Below are 17,627 nucleotides of genomic sequence, written 5' to 3'. Positions count from 1 at the left end.
GCGGGGAAACCGCTGCTGTCACGCCACATGAAATGCGCACCGAAAGCCACGCCAAGAATTCGCCATCTGCTTATCAGACATGTTCGCTAAATGTAAAGCGAGAAAGTTTCTCAAGCGAGCAATTTTAGCTCGTTGGCAATGTGGACTGCCTCTTTATTGGGCTCACTTGCATCACACCTTCGCCGCGATACGGCCTGGCGCATGGGCGAACTTATGCAATATAACAACATCATAGAGAATCATCCCTCGTCGCATCACAGAAACGCAACTCCGTTTCGGCGCGATCTTCGTCATCAAGGCCGCCTCTCCCTATTTACAGATCGGTCACTTGTCTGATAAGCAGATACCTGCAATCGGGCTTTGACCCCAACAAAGGAGGGTAACTATGATTTCCAGGAGAACGTTTCTCGCGACAACGGCCGCTGCTGCCATGGCCGGCACTTTCAAGTCGCACGCCGGCTCTTTCGAAGGCCAAACCCTGCGCGTTCAATTCTGGGGCGGCAGTGACGGGCTTGCGATCCAAAAATACGTTGCTGATCCTTTTATGAAGGCCACCGGTGCCAAGGTGGTGGTGGAAGAAGGTGTGACCTCAGCGTCGATCGCCAAGGTCACGGCTCAGAAGAGTGACCCGCAAATTGACGTCGCGTTCCTCGACGACGTCGGCGTCTTCGCTCTCAATCGACAGGGGTTGCTTGACAAGATTGATCTGGAAAAAGTGCCGAATGCCAAGGATGTTTATCCAAACTTCATCCTCGACGGCGGATTTGGCATCGGATTCTGGACCTACATCACCACGATTCTCAACAATACAAAAAGTCCGGCGCCAACGTCTTGGGAAGACCTGTGGTCACCAGCCTATGAGGGCAAACTGCTTGTGCCGTCTATAAACGATACGCAGGCTCTCCTTCTGACCGTGATGGCAGCGCAGCTCGGCGGCGGAAGCCTTGAAAATCTTGCTCCCGCGTGGCCGAAATTGAAAGCGCTGAAGCCTCAGGTTTTCTCCTTCATCGAAAACCGAGCGCTTGACGCTCAGGTGCTGCAGGCGGGCCAGGCAACGGCAGCGGTTGATATACCTTCGTACTTCAAGCCATACATGTCCGAAGGGTCCGACATCGGCGTGACGACGGCCTTAAAGGAGGGCTATTTCGCGATTACGGGCGCTGCCGTACTTGTGAAGGGGTCGAAAGGCAACCGCGACCTTGCCCACGCCTTCATCAATCAGGCTCTTTCGCCCGAAGCTCAGGCCGGCTTCGCAACCGACATTTGGTATGGTCCCACCAATCAAAAGACAGTCGTTTCAGAGTCCGCCGCGCCCTACGTGGTCCATACACCCGAACAGCTCGCGAAGGCCATTCAAGTGCCACGTCTCGACTTGGTCAGCAAACGGCCTGAGATCGTGCAGAATTGGAACAAGGTCTTCAATAGCTAACTACAACGATCGTAATGGCTGGGATCTCATGCAGTTGAAAACGCGCCTTAAGACTGACTGGCATGCACTTGCTCTATTTGCTCCAGGGGTACTGGTTCTCGTACCACTGGTCGGCGCGTGCTGCATGTTAGTTCGATACAGTTTCAACGACTGGGATCCCATGGAGGCCATGGTGCCTACCTGGACCCTGAAGAACTATTTTTTCATCTTCACCGATCCTGCACAGATCAAGGGACTTCTCACGACACTGAGGATCAGCCTGACCGTCACGCTGGTGTGCCTTATAATCGGCTATCCCGTGGCGGTCGCCATTTCTCGATCCGGCCGCTATCGCGGCTTGCTCATGTTTCTCCTGGTCGCGCCTATGCTGACGGACGTCCTTATCCGGGCGTACGGCTGGATGGTGATTTTGGGGCCTAACGGACCGGTCAACAGCTTGATGACGGCGACCGGGCTATGGGCCCAGCCAAAAAGGCTGATCTACACAGAACTCGCTGTGGTTCTGGAGCTTATTCATGAAAACATTCCCTTCATGATCCTGCCACTGGCGGCAGTTCTGGAGCGAATTAACCCGGCCTTGAACGACGCAGCGATGAATCTCGGCGCATCACCTGCCCGTGCATTCTTTCATGTCACTTTGCCGCTGAGCCGCCCGGGTGTCATAGCGGGCACCCTGCTGGTGTTCGCCCTATCGACCAGTGCGTTCGTGGCGCCACTGGTTCTTGGCGGAGGAAACGTCAGCGTCATGACCACCCTTATGCAGCAGTCGATGCTTACGACACTCAACTGGCCGCAAGGCTCTGCGCAATCCGTTGTCCTTGTGGGGCTCGTCCTCATTCTGCTCACGATCTACGGATGGGTGCTTTCAAAGGGAAGGCGCGTCGCATGAGATTCCGCGTCACGAGGAATGGGCTCCTTCTGGCTTATGTCACGGCATTCTTCATTTATCTTGAAGGCCCGCTGGCCGTGATCGTGTTCGCCTCCTTCAACAGTGGCCAGATCGTTCGGATCCCGCCCGACGGCTTTTCGCTAAAATGGTACGGCGCGTTGCTCGATCTTGTGCGGAACACTCCGGGGATGAAGCCGGGTCTGATGGACGCAGTCTTCACCAGTCTTTGGCTGGGACTGGCGAGCACCATTGGAGCGGTGATCGCGGGGACGCTGGGAGCGTATGCGCTGCAGCGGGCTAAGCTGCCAGGGACCCAGATACTGCGGCAGTTATTCCTGCTCCCGCTGCTGTTCCCCCAAATCGTAACCGGCATCGGGTTGGTCCTGTGGTTCAGCGCGGTTGGTGGTGTTCCGACCTGGGTGCGACTGTTGCTCGGGCACCTGATCATCACGTTGCCCTGCGTCGTCATCACGGTGACCGCAAGTCTCGAGACTCTCGATAGGAGTTTGGAAGACGCGGCCATGAACCTCGGGGCAAATCGGGTCGCAACGTTTTTCTACATCACGCTGCCAAGCATTCGAGGTGGCGTGCTCGCCGGTGCGATTTTCGCATGGCTGACGTCATTTTCAAATTTCACTGTGACGTTCTTCTTATTTTCAGGTGAGATGAACCCGCTTCCTCCTTGGCTGTACCAATACATACAATACTACATCGACCCGGGCGCCGCGGCCCTCTCCACCTGCGTCCTTTTGATTACACTGTCCGTTCTGTTGATGATCAATCGCCTGCAAGCACTCGGTCGAGTGGTGTCGGTGTCCAAATGAGCGTTGTTCAAATGAATGTTTCCGGCCAAAGAAATCCCCGAGCTGACGCTAAACCTGTCTTGGAATTGCACGGCCTGTCCAAGTCGTTCGGGGCGATGAATGTCGTCAAGGACGTTTCTCTGGACGTCTGGCCGGGAGAGTTTGTTTCGCTCCTTGGCCCATCGGGATGCGGGAAAACGACCACGCTGCGAATGATCGCAGGTTTTATCCCTCCTAACGAAGGCCGGATCATCCTGGGCGGCAAAGACATAACCGAAGCGCCGTCATACCGCCGCGACGTCGGCCTGCTATTTCAAAGCTACGCACTTTTCCCCCACATGACGGTCCGGGGAAATGTGGGCTTTGGCCCGAAAATGCGTGGCGCAACAAGCAGCGTCATCGCGGACAAGGTTCGCTGGGCCTTGAGCCTCGTCAAACTCGAGGGCTACGAGGACCGCCGGCCGAATGAGTTGTCCGGCGGCCAACAGCAGCGGGTCGCGATCGCGCGTGTCCTGGCCGGCGGAGCGTCGATGTTGTTGCTCGACGAGGCGTTTTCCAATCTCGACGCAAAGCTGCGCGGGCGAATGCAGGAAGAGGTTCGCGAGCTTCAGCTTCGTCTTGGCATCGCGACGGTCCTTGTCACGCACGACCAGGAAGAGGCCCTCGCCATGTCAGATCGCATTGTGATCATGAATGGTGGCAAAGTCGAGCAAATCGGTACGCCCAAGCAGGTCTACAGTGCCCCATCGTCTTTGTTCGTCGCGGACTTCATGGGCCGCTGCAATCGAATCGAAGGAACACTGCGTCAGGATCGACGGGCAAAGACCTGGTACCTCGACTGTGGCGCCTCGGGGACCATCAAGCTCGAAACCATTCCTCATCCCGATGCACGGGAGGGCGAGAAGTGCCCGGTTTTCGTGAGGCCAGAACATTTGAGCCTTACCCAATCCCTGGAGAATCACGAGGGCGAAGGACTCAAGGGCAGGATCGACCGGGTGGTTTATCTCGGGTCGCGATCCGTTGCATATGTAACCCTGGAGGGAAATATTCCGCTCCAGGTCCATCTTCCCAGCAAGCCTGGCCTATCGGACGAGTTTTCCATGGATCAACCTGTAGTCGTTGTTCCACTGCCCGGCGCCGTCACTCCATTGCCTGAATGAGTTATCGGCTCGCTCCTAGCTCAGCTGAGAAACTTTTATTTGGATGGACGCGATGGCAAAGACGCCGAAAGACAGTTTTGACTACATCGTTGTAGGTGCCGGCACTGCCGGATCCGTGATCGCCAATCGTCTTAGTGACGACGGCAAGTCGAATATTCTAGTGCTCGAAGCTGGCGGACCAGATCGCAATCCCTTCCTCCATATCCCCGCAGGTTACGTCAAGACTCTAACCAACCCCCAACTAACCTGGCCGTTCAGATCAGAGCCAAGCCCAGGTAGCGGTGGAAGAGCAATAACTCTTCCCCAGGGGCGAGTTTACGGAGGTTCGAGCTCGCTCAACGGCCTCGTTTACAATAGGGGGCAAGCAGCCGACTTCGATGAGTGGGCACAGATGGGAAATTCAGGTTGGGGGTATGAGGATGTTCTTCCGTACTTCCGTCGATCGGAGCGACGCATTGGTCCGGGTGAAGCGCGCTACCACGGGCGCGAAGGAAATATCACTGTAAGTGACCCCAACTGGAAGGATGAGCTTTGCGAGGCCTTTATCGAAAGCGTGGAGACGACAGGAATCCCGCGCAATCCAGACTACAATGGCGAGGCGCAAGCGGGTGTGGGCTACTTCCAGCGCATGATTGGGGGCCGTTTCCGGATCTCGGCCGCCACAGGTTTCCTTCACCCCGCCCTGAAACGTAAAAACGTGCAGATCCGTCCCTTCGCGCAGGCGTGCGACCTCCTTATCGAAAATGGCCGGGTCTCAGGTGTCTGGTACTTCAAGGACGGCAATCCGTCGCTGCGCACGCTCGTGCACTGCCGGCGCGAGGTGGTCCTCTGCGCGGGTACGATCAACACGACGCGCCTCGTGCAGCTCGCCGGGATCGGCGACGGGGCGGTGCTCTCGAAAGCCGGCATTGAGACCCGGCACCATTTGCCCGGTGTGGGCCAAAATTTTCGCGATCACTACTTCATTCACATCAATCAACGGATGAAGAAGGGCGTGCTGTCCCTGAACCAGCAAGCGAAAGGATGGCGGCTTGGCGTCGAGATCTTGAAATGGCTGGCAGGGGCGCCGAACATCCTCTCTCTCAGTCCGTCGGTGGTATACGCGTTTTGCAAGTCGCACGCCTCGGTCGACAGGCCAGATCTACAGTACATTTTTACGCCCGGAAGCTACAAACCGGGTCATGTCTACGTTCTGGATGATTTCCCTGCGGTCACCTGCGGGTTCAGTCAGCACCGTCCTGAAAGCGTTGGGTACATTTCCGTCGCGTCGCCTGATCCAACGGCATCTCCGGTCATCCAGCCAAATTACCTTTCGGCTTCTACGGATCAAATCGTTGCAGTCAGAGCACTTCGGTTGGCTCGCACCTTTCTCGCTGCAAAGCCCCTCGCTCGTTTCGCGGAGGGCGAGGAGGAGCCTGGGCAATCCGTTCAAAGCGACGAAGCATTGTTGGAGTTCGCGCGACGCACCGGCAATACCGGCTATCACTTTGTAGGCGCCTGCAGCATGGGCCCGAGAAGCGACGCCCGAGCTGTGGTCGATCCGGAACTCAGGGTTCACGGGCTCACTGGGCTACGCATTGTCGATGCATCTGTGATGCCCACCATGCCATCCGCAAATACATATGCCTCCACACTCATGATCGCTGAAAAAGGCGCGGACCTCATACGAGGTATCTCGCACGCCTGATCGACACTGATGGCGGACGGAATAAGCGTGTCCGCTTGATAAGAGGATCTCAAATGTACCAAGACACCCTGCTGCACATTGATGGCACCTGGCGCTCGGGATCGGCCAGCGAGGCCATTTCGGTGATCAACCCTGCTACCGAAGAAGTGATTGGAACGGTTGCCAAAGCAAATGAGAGCGATCTTGAAGAGGCCGTGACTGCAGCCCACCGGGGCTTCTTGGTTTGGCGAAAAATACCTGCGCTCGAACGAGCAAGGGTGATGCTTCGCGCTTCTGCCTTTCTTCGCGAACGTGAAGGCAAGATTGCCCGATTGATCTCGATCGAACAGGGCAAGCCACTCCATGAAGCTCTCAACGAAGTTCGGTCGGCTGCAGAAACGAATGACTGGTTCGCCGAGGAAGCAACGCGCACGTATGGCCGTGTCATCCCTTCCCGTGGAGAAGGCATTCATCAGTTCACGGTTCGTGAGCCGATAGGCCCCGTTGCAGCTTTTACGCCCTGGAATTTTCCCACAATTCAAATCGTCTGCAAAATGTCGGCGGCATTGGCGGCTGGATGCTCGGTAGTCATCAAGGCGCCGGAGGAAACGCCGGCCTCTCCATCAGAACTTTTGCAAGCATTTATCGACGCGGGCGTCCCTGCAGGAGCGATCAATCTGGTTTTCGGCAACCCCGCGCAAATCTCAAAATATCTTATTTCACATCCGCTTATTCAAAAGGTCTCGTTTACGGGCTCAACCGCGGTGGGAAAGCAGCTCGCTTCGCTGGCAGGGCTGCACATGAAACGTGCCACAATGGAGCTTGGGGGACACGCGCCGGCGATCGTTTTCGCCGACGCCGATCTCGATGCGGCGGTCGATAGCCTGAGTTCCGCGAAATTCAAGAATGCTGGCCAGGTGTGCATATCGCCCACCCGGTTCCTGATTCAGGAATCCATATTCGAGGATTTCGTTGAAAGGTTCTCCGAGAAGGCGGCGGCTATCAAGGTCGGCAACGGACTGACCAGTGGCACGATGATGGGGCCGCTGGCAAATAACCGCCGTTTGGACGCCATTGATGCCTTTGTGTCGGATGCCGTGCAATCCGGCGGCGCAATCAGGACCGGTGGCAAGAGGATAGGTAACCGCGGCTATTTCTACGAGCCCACGGTGATCGCTAACCCTTCCATTGACGCCAGGGCGATGAATGAGGAGCCTTTTGGGCCTGTCGCCCTGGTCAGGCCCTTCCGGACATTTGATGACGCGGTCCAGGAAGCAAATCGGCTCCCCTACGGTCTAGCTGCCTATGCCTACACCGGCTCGGCAAAAACCGCCGCCGCCGTGGGATCGGCCGTCGAAAGCGGAATGGTATCGATCAATCATCTGGGCTTGAGCCTTCCGGAAACGCCTTTTGGCGGGATCAAGGATTCTGGCATCGGGTCCGAGGGGGGCACGGAGGGAATAGACGCCTACTTGTCCACCAAATTCATCTCGCAAATCTAGGATTTGAGACGTTGATCGCGGAGTGGTTTTGATGTTTCGGCGTTTCTCTCAGTTCACAAGTCGGGAATGGTACAGCTCGGATCGCGTCCATGAAAACATATGGAAAATCCGTGAGACGTACATAGACGAAGGTCACGGCTGCAATATGTGGCTGGTGCGAGGGCGCGACAGAAATCTGCTTTTCGACACGGGGTTTGGATTTGTTTCCCTGCGCCGCTTTATTGGCGAGGAAGTCAGCCGGAATGTCGTGGCGGTCTCGAGCCATAGCCATTGCGACCACATCGGCTGCAATCACGAGTTTGAGTGCCGTTGCGCCCACTCTGCCGAGGCCGGCGTTTTGGCGAACCCCACCGCAGCCAACACGATCTACGAGCCCTATGCGGTGCCGGAGATGGTTGGCGTTCCGATCGATCCCCTTGAGATCAAAGACCATAGGATCGCCCCCGCTGCACCGACAAGGGTCCTGGAAGATGGAGATGTCATCGACCTAGGTGATCGGGCGTTTGAGGTGATCCACGTACCTGGACATTCGCCGGGATCGATCATGTTGTACGATCGCGGAGACCAAATCCTGTTAAGCGGTGATGCCGTTCACAACGGGCCACGCGGAATTGGACGCACCAGATGGTACCACTCAGATCATGATCAGTATCTGGCGTCTTGCGAGCGGATCCGTAACTTGCCCGTACAAGCGTGTCATGCCGGGCATTACCCAAGTTTCGACGGCAAACGATATTTGCAGATCGTAGAAGAGTTTATCGATCGGCAGGAATGAGTTTCGGTTTTTCGATTTGAAATATTACGGCAGCCGTTCAAAGAGGAGGGAACATTGGCGCATTTATGCATAAACCCTGAAGGAATAGATGCTCCCAACAACTACACCCATGTCATAATAGCGCGAGGGAGCCGAATGGTGTTCATTGCCGGACAATACCCGGAAGACCCCAGCGGCAAGCTTGTTGGTAAAGGCGACATGGCGAAACAGGCGGCTCAGGCTTTCGCAAATTTGGACTTGGCTCTGCGCGCTGCGGGCGCCAAGCCAGAGGACGTAACGCGGCTTGGTATCTATGTGGCGAAGTACAAGCATGAATATCTGGCGATGATTGATCCAGGCCGTCGGGCCGTGTTCGGAAACCATCATCCAACGGACGTGCTCGTAGGCGTAGAAACGCTCGCATACTCGGAATACTTGATTGAAGTAGAAGCGATTGCAGTGATCCCGGACGACGCGGCGCCATAAACGCGCGTAGACCTCGCGGTCTGATGCTAAGAACTCTTGCATTTCTGCTGACATCTGCGCGGTTTCCTTAGACCCGCAATGTCAGCAGGCTCCGTGTGCGGGCGCTGCGTAATTGCAGAGTCGAGTTCGCCGAACCATTCCGACCTCGGCTTCCTTGTCCAAGATTGTCACTGTCCCGCCACCGGCAAGCTATCTGCGATTGATGGCCTCGGTCGCCGCCTTGCGCGTCGAAGCCCGACCGGTGCCGCGTCTTGATGGACATAGAATTCGTGCCGGCAAGCGAGCTTCATTGAAAGCCCGGATCTTTCACGATCGTGGCAGTTGCAGGTGTAAGAGATATTTGCGCTCAACCCGTCGGAAAACCGCGGTTATCAGAAAAGTAAGCGCCAGGTAGATGACGGCAGCGGTCAACAGGCCTTCGGAGGCGAGGTAATATTTATTGTTGAGCATCCTGCCTGCGCCGAGGATGTCGATAATGGTGATCGTGCTCGCAACGACACTGCTATGCAGCGCGAAGATCACCTCGTTGGACAGAGACGGCAGAGCCTGGCGCCAGGCTGACGGGAAAACGATCAGCCAGAATTGTTGCAGGCCGGACAAGCCTAGTGCTTTGGCAGCCTCCACCTGGCCCTGCGGAACGTTCTCAATTGCCCCCCTGAGGATTTCCGTCAGATAGGCGGCCGAGCAGATCGCGATGGAAATGAAGGCACACCACCACGCCTCACGGAGCACCGGCCAAAGAAAGGAGTGGCGCACGGTATCGAACTGGGCGGCGCCGTAGTAGAGAAGATATAGCTGAAGGAGCAGCGGAGTTCCGCGGAAGACATAGGTGTAGCAAAACACCAGCGGGCTAAGGACGCGGACCTTCCGTGCCTGGATCACCGCCAGGGGAATGGCGAGAGCGGTAGCAAGCAGCAGCGGTATCGAAACAAGCAGAAGCGTGTTCACCAGGCCTCGAGCAAACAGATGCCAATTGTCGAGGATCACTCTGAAGTCGATAGGCGAGACAGCTTGGAAGCGGGACAACGCCTCTACCATATCACACGGGACCCGAAATACGTAGCCGCCGCGTCAGGATACCCAGCCCCAGATCCGAGGCCGCCGTCATAGCCAGATAGATGACGAGGACGATAACGATGAACGAAAAAGGCTGATGCGTTGCCCGCCCGGCAGCGTTGGCTTTGTTGACGATATCCTCTAGTCCCATCACCGAGGCTAGAGCCGTTGTTTTCATAAGGCTCAACCAATTGTTGGAAAAGCTCGGCAGGGCGTAGCGGACGAGCTGGGGCCAGATAACCACCCTGAAGAGTTGCCATCTGCTCAGGCCGAGAGCTTTGCCGCCTTCGCTTTGACCCCGCGGGATTGCCAGATAGGCGCCTCTGAAGGTCTCTGTCATGTAAGAGCCGAAGATCACGCCAATCGCCCCAACGGCCACCGTAAATGGGTCGAGGTTCATCCGTGTCCACAAGCCCGTAGTGATACCAATCCAGTTCGCGAACGCCTGCCCGCCATAATAGAGAAGCAGCATCAGGACGAGGTCCGGGACACCCCGGACCAGCGTTGTGTATGTCTCGGCCGTCCTTCGCAGAGCCGTGACCGACGATGACTTGCCCCATGCGCCAAGCAATCCCAACCCTGTCGCAACCACGAGCGAGCAGACGCTCAATGCGACGGTGACGTAGATGCCTCGCAGAACGAATGGCAGGTAGTCGCCCGCGCTAGCCACGGTCAATCACCTTCCCCGCCTGTTTAGCGCGCCGGAGTGCGTTTGCACCGGGTCACTTGCCGTAGATGTCGTAGCTGAAATATTTGTCGTTAATGGCCTTGTAGGTGCCGTCTTCGCGGACTTCCTTGATGGCCTTGTTCAAGGCCTCGCGAAGCTCCGTGTCCTCTTTCCTGAGGCCGATTCCGACGCCTTCGCCAAAACAACCCGGGTCGCTGATGGAATCGCCCTGGAAGCCGAACCCTTTGCCGCGCTCGGTTTTCAAAAGGCCAAAGTCGAGCTGGATCTTGTCTGAGAAGACGGCATCCAGCCGGCCCGAGCTGACGTCAAGGAACATCTCTTCGGAGTTCTGATAGACTTGGATGGAGGCGTTCGGGTAGGACTTCTCCAGATAGCATTCCGACACACCTGGAACCGTGCCGACCTTCAGCCCGCCAAGTGTCTTGTCGGAAAAATCGATCTTTGTCTCATCGGGCGCAACGAAGGAGGCGGCGGTCTGATAGTATGGATCGGTGAAGTCGATCTGCTTCTTGCGTTCCTCGGTGATGGACATGGAGGCGAAGATGCCGTCGAACTTTTTCACCAGCAGCCCGGGGATCATCCCATCCCAGTTCTGCGCGACGAATATGCAGGTGCGATTCATTTTCTTGCACAGAGCCTGCCCCAGATCGACCTCGAAGCCCGCGATCGATCCGTCCGCGGCTCTAAAGTTGAACGGCGGATACGCTGCCTCGGTTGCGAGTGTTATGTCCGCGGCCGCCGCTACGATCGGGGTGAGAGCAATTCCGACAGCGGCAATGAAGCCAAGCAGTTTGTTTTTCATATTTTATTCCCCTCAGTTTAGTATCTTGGTAGCGAGTTGACGGACCGCCCCTTGAGCCCATCGGCAAGCCGAATGCTCACCGCCCTCTGTCTAGAGGGTCACTCGGCCGCTTCAGTCCATCTGTGGCTCTAACGTTGGTCAAGCCGACGTCGCGTGCGTTACCTAAATCCTCAAGCCAGGTTTCCAAACTCGGCAACTAATGGATGGCCTCATGTGCTAGGGCCGCGCAGGTCGATCTGAATTATTGTTTTGCTTGGGGAGATGAAGTTGACGCGAGTCGTGCCGCTTGAGCAGATCTTGAAGGCCCTGCCAGACATCGATGTCGTGGCCGAGATCGAGCGTGGGTTTGTCGCCTTGTCCGAGGGCAAGGTCGAGGTTCCTCCTGTCGGCGAACTACTTTTCCCGGACGAAAACGGCGAACTTCATATCAAGTATGGCGCCGTGCGCGGTGACGACGTCTTTGTCGTGAAGCTCGCGACGGGATTTTTCAACAATCCGCAACTGGGCCTGCCGCCCTTCTCCGGCTGCATGCTGGTGTTTTCCGCAAAGACTGGGCAAATCGTCTGCGTCCTGCTCGAAGAAGGCGAGCTAACCAATCACCGGACAGCGGCCGCGGGCGCCGTCGTAGCCCGTCATCTTGCGCCGCCGAATTTGCTAACCATCGGCATTTGCGGCTCGGGCGTTCAGGCGCGCCTGCAGGCCGACTACCTGCGCCGCGTGACCGAGTGCCGAAACCTCGTTCTGTGGGGGCGCGACGACGCGCGAGCGGCAGACGCGGTGCGCGATATCGGGCGGATGGGCTACACCGCACGCGTTGCAGCAAGTCCAGAAGAAGTAGCCTCCTGCGCGCAACTGATCGTCACGACGACCGCGTCCCATGAGCCTTACCTGCTCGCCAGCTTCGTGAGGCCGGGCACCCATATCACCGCGATGGGTTCGGATACGCCGGAAAAGAGCGAGCTCGATCCGATGCTCCTGAGAAATGCCAGCATGGTGGTTGCCGACAGCATACAGCAGTGCCTGCTGCGCGGCGAGATCCATACAGCGATTGGAGCCGGCGCCATAGACGGCGACCGCGTCGTCGAACTCGGGAATGTCATTTCCGGAAAGGTTGCCCAGCGCTCGCGCGCAGACATCACGGTCGCCGATCTGACGGGCGTGGCGGTCCAGGATATCATGATCGCCAAAGCGGTTGTCGCCCGTTTAATCTAGAGGGCTCGTATAATCTAAAGGGCTCGGATGAGAAGTCCGACTTTCGTCCCGGCGGAAGCCAGACACGTAGCGAAAACGGCGTCGCCGTACTGAACGGGGTGCGGAACAATGGAAACGACGCAGGCGCTGGCCGCATTTATGGTTCATCGACCGCGAGGGAGAACGACATGGTAGAACCGATTCACATCGACCCTGAACATGTCGAACGATTGATCCTCGACCTCGGCAGGTTCGGTGCTCATAGCGGGACCGGTGTCTGGCGCACGGTTTATTCGCCGGAGTGGGTCGAGGCCGCCAATCACTTCTCCGGCTGGTGCCGGAAATCAGGTCTTGCCGTGCATCAGGACGCTGTCGGCAATGTCTGGGGAAGACTCGAAGGCAAAGAAGCCGGGCCTTCCATCGTATCGGGATCGCACATCGACAGTCAGACGCCCGGCGGGCGCTACGATGGCGCCCTCGGTGCGATTGCGGCGCTGGTCGCGATCGATGCGCTGAACAAGCAATTCGGCAGGCCTCGTCGCACTCTGGAGGTGCTTGCACTTTGCGAGGAGGAGGGAAGCCGCTTCGCCGCCGCCAGCCTGTGGGGTTCGCGCGCCATAACCGGCTGCATCGAGCGGCACGAGCTCGACGAACTGGTCGATGACGACGACGTCTCGATCGGCCAGGCCATGAAGGATGCTGGCCTGGACCCGAATGCTTTGGCGACCGCCGAGCGCAATGACATCGGCGCCTTTATCGAGCTGCATATCGAGCAGGGGCCTGTGCTCGAAGCCGAAGACCTTGCGGTCGGTCTCGTCACTGCGATCAACGGCCTTCGCCACTACCGAATAGAATTGACCGGAGAAGCCAATCACGCAGGCGCCTTTCCGATGGATTCGCGCCGCGACCCGATGGCGGGGTTCGCCGAAATCGCAAGCGGCGTCATTTCAACTGCGGAACGGTGGGGACGACCGGCCGTAACAACCGTCGGCCAAGTCCGGGTCGAACCGAACCTGCCGGCCATCATTCCAGCGAAGATAACCTTCATGATAGATGTCCGGCATCCTGGTCCTGATGCCTTGAAGCGGCTTTATGCCTTGCACGAAACCCTGATCCATGAAGTGGCCAATCGCCGCGGCCTGGAAGTCAAGATTTCGGTGGTTGAAGACCAAGTGCCCCTCGTCTGCCATCCTGAAATCGTCACGGCGATCAAGGCCGCCGCGGGGGATCAAGGCGTCCAGCTGGGCGCGCTGTCAAGCGGCGGCAGCCACGACACACAGCAGATGTCCAAGCTCGCTCGCGCTGGGATGATATTCGTTCGTAGCAAGGACGGTAGAAGCCACACCCCGGAGGAATTTTCCTCGATTCCCGACATCGTCGCCAGCATCAAGGTGCTGGCAGGAACGCTCTACAGGCTTGCATATTTATAGAGCGGTTCGAATGAGAATTCCTTCGACACCTGAGGCGTTTTTCCGGCCGCGAGCTATTCTGGCTTTTCGAGTGTTGCTCGCTCACCCCTCATTCTAGGTGACCGAATCTCCTGCCGGTAATTGCATCGTCAGGACCAGACTTGAGCGCGTTGCCCCGCTACCTGCGTTCTGCGACCACTGAAAAGAGCGGAGCGAGGGATCGGGCTTCAACGCGAGTCCCGGTATTGCCGAACGATAGAACCGATGACATTGGTGACAATGCGCGCGGCGATGACAGCCGAAATCCCGTCAACATCGGCCGGGGGGAAGAATTCGACGAGATTGAACCCGGCGATTTTCGTCCGGCGCCTAAGGCCTGCGATCAGGTCGACAATCTGAATGTAAGTGAGGCCGCCGGGCGTGCGCGCCACGACGCCCGGCATGTCACCGGGGTCGATGCTGTCGCAATCAAGCGTGACGACGACGTGCGCTCCATCCGGAATGCATTGCAGCGCGGTTTCGACGCCGCTCGCGTGAACTTCACGAGACGTCACAAAGAGACTTCCGTATTGAAGCGCGTCTTCGACGTCGGCGGTGCGCGCGCTACCGACGCTCCGCAATCCAACCTGCACCATGCCGGCGACATGTGGCATCTCACTCGCCCGACGCATGGGACTTGAAGATCCGTAGCGTTCCCCGTCAATCTCGTCGCGCCAATCTATGTGGGCATCGATTTGCAATACCCAGATCGGCCCATGGTCTTTAAAGCCTGCAAGGAAGGGAATCGTTACCGAACAGTCGCCGCCGATTACAACCGGTACTGCCTGCTGCGCCAGTACAGCTCTCGTCTTCGCCTCGATCTCGAACCGGTTGCCTGTGTTGTTATGCATGGTGGTCTGGACGTCGCCAGCGTCGATGCAGCATCCGGGCTCACCGTTGAAGAGAGGCCCTCCAAGATCGAAATCCCAGTTCTCGACGTCCCGAGCGCCATCCTTGCTTGCGGCGCGAATGGCGTCGGGCGCCAACGCGTACCCTCTGGTGTCCGTCCCTGTATACGAGCTGCCGTGACCGACACCGAATAGGATGATTCGAGGCGAACGTTGGTTTGCAAGTCGTGCGGGCAAACCAAGAAACGAGGGTGATGCACTCATCAAACCAATCCCCGTGAGGCACGCATTTCCGTAGTCCTTATCTTTCAGCGATTCAAAAATCAAAGCTGCGCCGGCTGCCCGATAACGAAGAGCCAGTCGCTTGGTGATGATTTGGCTCGCGCCCGACTTGCCATTACAATGCCGTCGCAACGCGCACGGACAAAAGTGGCCGGTTCTGCTGGTCTGTCAGGCCGGTGCATCCGCGCGACAGGGGAACCGGATTTGACGTATTCCCCAAGCCTAACCAAGGGTTCGAACAGCCCTTCGCGCTTAGCGACCACATAACATTCGTCGGCCCGAACATCCACCAACTTCGGATGGATTAGCGTTGGTGGAGTTTCAGGCTTTGTTATCCCGACATGAGAAAGCAGTCTGTGCAAACCCTGCCGGCAAAGTCCAAGCGTCGCAATGCTCAGTTCGGCCGACCCGCCATACTCTCCGCTGATGCCCACGACGTTCTGCCGCAGCATCGCCGCATCTATTCCCACTTCCACGCCCATCGTCTTGAACCCAAACAGCATGCAGTAGTGAGCTCCGAATGCTGCGGCGAGATTCATCCTCCTCTGATCCCCGGCGGCATCACCGGTGACGACAAAAAGCGTGGAAGGCAGAAAATGGAGTATCTCCCCACCACAATGAAAATCGGCGGCATAGTCGGCGCGTGCTAATAGTTCGACTTCGATAAAATGGGCCAGTCGACTTGTGAAAGTTCCGTTGGGGGTACCAGGGAAGGCACGGTTTAAATTCATGCCATCCAGTGGTGTATTGCGCTGCCCCGCGAAACAGGCGGGACCATTCACGGTTGGCATGATAATGACTTGGCCGTTTACACGGCTTATATCAAGCGAGCGGCCAAGCTCCGCTAACGCGACCTGCCCCTCATATTCGTCCCCGTGAACTCCGGCGGTCAGCACCAATGTTGGCCCGACGCCAGAGCGCACCGAAACGATGGGCATCGCTATATCCTGAGGCTCGCATCCGTCAGCAGAGTCCAGAGATATGGAGACTGTGCCGATTTGCCGTCCTGGCGCGTCGAGATCGATGTCAAGCCGAATGCTCATCTCACCTGCACCGCAGCTTGCGAGCCGGGCCCCCTCCTTCTTCAGGTATGTCAGCCGGTAGAGAAGCATCGATGATGCCAAGATGTTCCATCAAATTCTGAAAATCCAATCTGCAAACATCAGGAGTGGTGTCGCCGAGGTAGATGGCGATGCCATTTGCTCTCCCAGAAATGAAAGCCACGGCTGATAATGAAGACCAACGTCATGTAGAAAGTCGCCGCAATAACGAAGCCGTCGAAGGCGAGATAATATTTATTGTTGAACTGCTTAGCCGCGCCGAGAATATCGATGATCGTAACCGTACTTGCGATCACGGTCGCGTGGACCGAAAAAATGACCTCATTCGCGTAAGCCGGAAGCGCACTTCTTAGTGCGCTTGGAAGTGTGATACGACGAAAAACCGTGAAGCCCGACATGCCGCAAGCCTTGGCGGCCTCGATCTCCCCCCGGGGTACGGCTTCGATCGCTCCCCGAAAAACTTCGGTGATGTAAGCGCCGCTACACAAGGTTAGGGAAATGAAGGCGCACCACCAAGCCTCACGCAGGATAACCCAAAGATATGAGTCTCGAACGAAGGAGAACTGCGCCGCGCCGTAGTATAGCAGGTAGACTTGGACCAGCAGTGGCGTACCCCGAAACAGATAGGTGTAGGCAAATACAAATGTGCTCAAGACTGGCGTGCGCATCGCCCTGGCGACAGCAAGCGGAATAGCGAGAAGGCTCGCGAGACACAGGGAGCCGACCAGCAATATGATCGTGTTCCGCAGGCCCAGCAGGAAGAGGTCGACATGCTTTGCTGCCAACATGAAATCGACCGGGGACCATGTCTCGCTTATTCTGGTAAGTTCTGCGGTGATATCGGCGAGGTTCATGATGCTTACGCCTGGTGCAGGTGAGCGCTATAGCGCCGATCGAGCCAACGAAGTCCTAAATCCGAGATCGACGTGAGGATCAGGTAGGTTACCAGCACAACGAACATGAAGGTGAAGGGTTGATGTGCGGTCTTGCCGGCGGCATAGCCGTTGTAGACAAGATCTTCGAGTCCCATCACCGACACGAGGGCAGTCGTCTTCATAAGACTGAGCCAGATGTTGGTGAAGCTGGGCAAGGCGTATCGGACCAATTGCGGCCATATTATGCGACGAAAGAGCGTCAACCGGCCCATTCCAACCGCGATACCTGCTTCGATCTGACCACGTGGTATTGCCAATAGGGCTCCTCGAAAAGTTTCTGTCATGTAGGATCCGAAAATGAACCCGATGGCCAGGAAGCCAGCGGTGAACGCATCGAGTTCGACATAGTCCCACAAGCCTGTGGCGGCGCCGATCCGGTTCAATGCCATTTGGCCACCGAAGTAGAGCAACAACATGAGAACGAGATCAGGCACGCCGCGCACGAGCGTCGTATAGAGTTCTGCGATCCGCCGAGCTCTCCTTGAACCTGAAAGCTTCGCCCAGGCGCCAAGGAGGCCCAGGGTAACGGCCACCATGACCGACAGAATGCTCAAGGCGATTGTCACCCTAAGGCCGGCCAACAGGAACGGGGAGAACTGCAGAACTGCTTCCACGACTATATGGTCC

At 57.2% G+C, this 17,627-nt stretch carries 17 protein-coding genes; 10 read left to right on the top strand and 7 right to left on the bottom strand.

What is annotated here, in order from left to right; genetic code table 11:
* Positions 1-385: 385 nt before the first annotated feature.
* The 8 genes from NKJ04_RS13010 to NKJ04_RS12975 are packed head-to-tail and all read left to right on the top strand — an operon-like array spanning position 386 to position 8,689.
* Positions 386-1,429: an ABC transporter substrate-binding protein gene (locus NKJ04_RS13010; protein ID WP_352675400.1), complete on the top strand. Its 1,044-nt coding sequence runs from the start codon at positions 386-388 to the stop codon at positions 1,427-1,429.
* Between the two features lie 28 nt (positions 1,430-1,457).
* Positions 1,458-2,318, top strand: coding sequence for an ABC transporter permease (locus NKJ04_RS13005; RefSeq protein ID WP_352675397.1), 861 nt, complete (start codon positions 1,458-1,460; stop codon positions 2,316-2,318).
* Positions 2,315-3,142: an ABC transporter permease gene (locus NKJ04_RS13000; protein WP_352675395.1), complete on the top strand. Its 828-nt coding sequence runs from the start codon at positions 2,315-2,317 to the stop codon at positions 3,140-3,142. The genes NKJ04_RS13005 and NKJ04_RS13000 overlap by 4 nt, the downstream gene beginning before the upstream one ends.
* On the top strand, positions 3,139-4,281 hold the full coding sequence (locus NKJ04_RS12995) for an ABC transporter ATP-binding protein (RefSeq protein WP_352675393.1): 1,143 nt from the start codon (positions 3,139-3,141) through the stop codon (positions 4,279-4,281). The genes NKJ04_RS13000 and NKJ04_RS12995 overlap by 4 nt, the downstream gene beginning before the upstream one ends.
* 52 nt (positions 4,282-4,333) lie before the next feature.
* Positions 4,334-5,968, top strand: a complete 1,635-nt coding sequence (locus NKJ04_RS12990) for a GMC family oxidoreductase (RefSeq protein ID WP_352675390.1) — start codon at positions 4,334-4,336, stop codon at positions 5,966-5,968.
* 53 nt (positions 5,969-6,021) lie between these two features.
* Positions 6,022-7,449 carry an NAD-dependent succinate-semialdehyde dehydrogenase gene (locus tag NKJ04_RS12985; RefSeq protein ID WP_352675388.1) on the top strand — a complete coding sequence of 476 codons (1,428 nt, stop codon included), beginning with the start codon at positions 6,022-6,024 and terminating at the stop codon, positions 7,447-7,449.
* Positions 7,450-7,480: 31 nt separating this feature from the next.
* Positions 7,481-8,224 (top strand): MBL fold metallo-hydrolase, encoded by a 744-nt coding sequence (locus tag NKJ04_RS12980; protein ID WP_352675386.1) that lies wholly within the window; start codon positions 7,481-7,483, stop codon positions 8,222-8,224.
* A gap of 54 nt (positions 8,225-8,278) precedes the next feature.
* Positions 8,279-8,689: a RidA family protein gene (locus NKJ04_RS12975; protein ID WP_352675384.1), complete on the top strand. Its 411-nt coding sequence runs from the start codon at positions 8,279-8,281 to the stop codon at positions 8,687-8,689.
* Between the two features lie 306 nt (positions 8,690-8,995).
* On the opposite strand, the gene NKJ04_RS12970 is transcribed toward NKJ04_RS12975, so the two are convergent.
* The 3 genes from NKJ04_RS12970 to NKJ04_RS12960 are packed head-to-tail and all read right to left on the bottom strand — an operon-like array spanning position 8,996 to position 11,235.
* Positions 8,996-9,676, bottom strand: coding sequence for an ABC transporter permease (locus tag NKJ04_RS12970; protein ID WP_352675381.1), 681 nt, complete (start codon positions 9,674-9,676; stop codon positions 8,996-8,998).
* A 52-nt stretch (positions 9,677-9,728) separates the two neighbouring features.
* Entirely contained in the window at positions 9,729-10,415 is a 687-nt protein-coding gene (locus NKJ04_RS12965) for an ABC transporter permease (RefSeq protein WP_352675624.1), read from the bottom strand.
* A 52-nt stretch (positions 10,416-10,467) separates the two neighbouring features.
* Positions 10,468-11,235 carry a transporter substrate-binding domain-containing protein gene (locus NKJ04_RS12960; protein ID WP_352675379.1) on the bottom strand — a complete coding sequence of 256 codons (768 nt, stop codon included), beginning with the start codon at positions 11,233-11,235 and terminating at the stop codon, positions 10,468-10,470.
* Between the two features lie 267 nt (positions 11,236-11,502).
* Here NKJ04_RS12960 and NKJ04_RS12955 point away from each other — a divergent pair, with 267 nt between their 5' ends.
* Together NKJ04_RS12955 and NKJ04_RS12950 are read left to right on the top strand one after the other, a co-directional pair.
* Positions 11,503-12,447 carry a Rossmann-fold NAD(P)-binding domain-containing protein gene (locus NKJ04_RS12955; protein WP_352675377.1) on the top strand — a complete coding sequence of 315 codons (945 nt, stop codon included), beginning with the start codon at positions 11,503-11,505 and terminating at the stop codon, positions 12,445-12,447.
* Between the two features lie 167 nt (positions 12,448-12,614).
* Positions 12,615-13,856 (top strand): Zn-dependent hydrolase, encoded by a 1,242-nt coding sequence (locus NKJ04_RS12950; RefSeq protein WP_352675374.1) that lies wholly within the window; start codon positions 12,615-12,617, stop codon positions 13,854-13,856.
* A 206-nt stretch (positions 13,857-14,062) separates the two neighbouring features.
* On the opposite strand, the gene NKJ04_RS12945 is transcribed toward NKJ04_RS12950, so the two are convergent.
* The 4 genes from NKJ04_RS12945 to NKJ04_RS12930 all read right to left on the bottom strand — a co-directional run bounded on the left by NKJ04_RS12945 (position 14,063) and on the right by NKJ04_RS12930 (position 17,614).
* Positions 14,063-14,986, bottom strand: coding sequence for an agmatinase (locus NKJ04_RS12945; RefSeq protein WP_352675622.1), 924 nt, complete (start codon positions 14,984-14,986; stop codon positions 14,063-14,065).
* A 59-nt stretch (positions 14,987-15,045) separates the two neighbouring features.
* Complete coding sequence (locus tag NKJ04_RS12940) at positions 15,046-15,942, bottom strand: M14 family metallopeptidase (RefSeq protein WP_352675371.1); 897 nt, start codon at positions 15,940-15,942, stop codon at positions 15,046-15,048.
* Positions 15,943-16,166: 224 nt separating this feature from the next.
* Entirely contained in the window at positions 16,167-16,919 is a 753-nt protein-coding gene (locus NKJ04_RS12935) for an ABC transporter permease (RefSeq protein ID WP_352675368.1), read from the bottom strand.
* Positions 16,920-16,924: 5 nt separating this feature from the next.
* Positions 16,925-17,614, bottom strand: a complete 690-nt coding sequence (locus tag NKJ04_RS12930) for an ABC transporter permease (protein ID WP_352675365.1) — start codon at positions 17,612-17,614, stop codon at positions 16,925-16,927.
* Positions 17,615-17,627: the final 13 nt, after the last annotated feature.

It is taken from the genome of Mesorhizobium sp. M0618 (assembly GCF_040320765.1).
GTDB lineage: Bacteria > Pseudomonadota > Alphaproteobacteria > Rhizobiales > Rhizobiaceae > Mesorhizobium.
The sequence above is the reverse complement of the archived record's forward strand: the minus strand, read 5'-3'. Positions and strand labels throughout refer to the sequence as shown.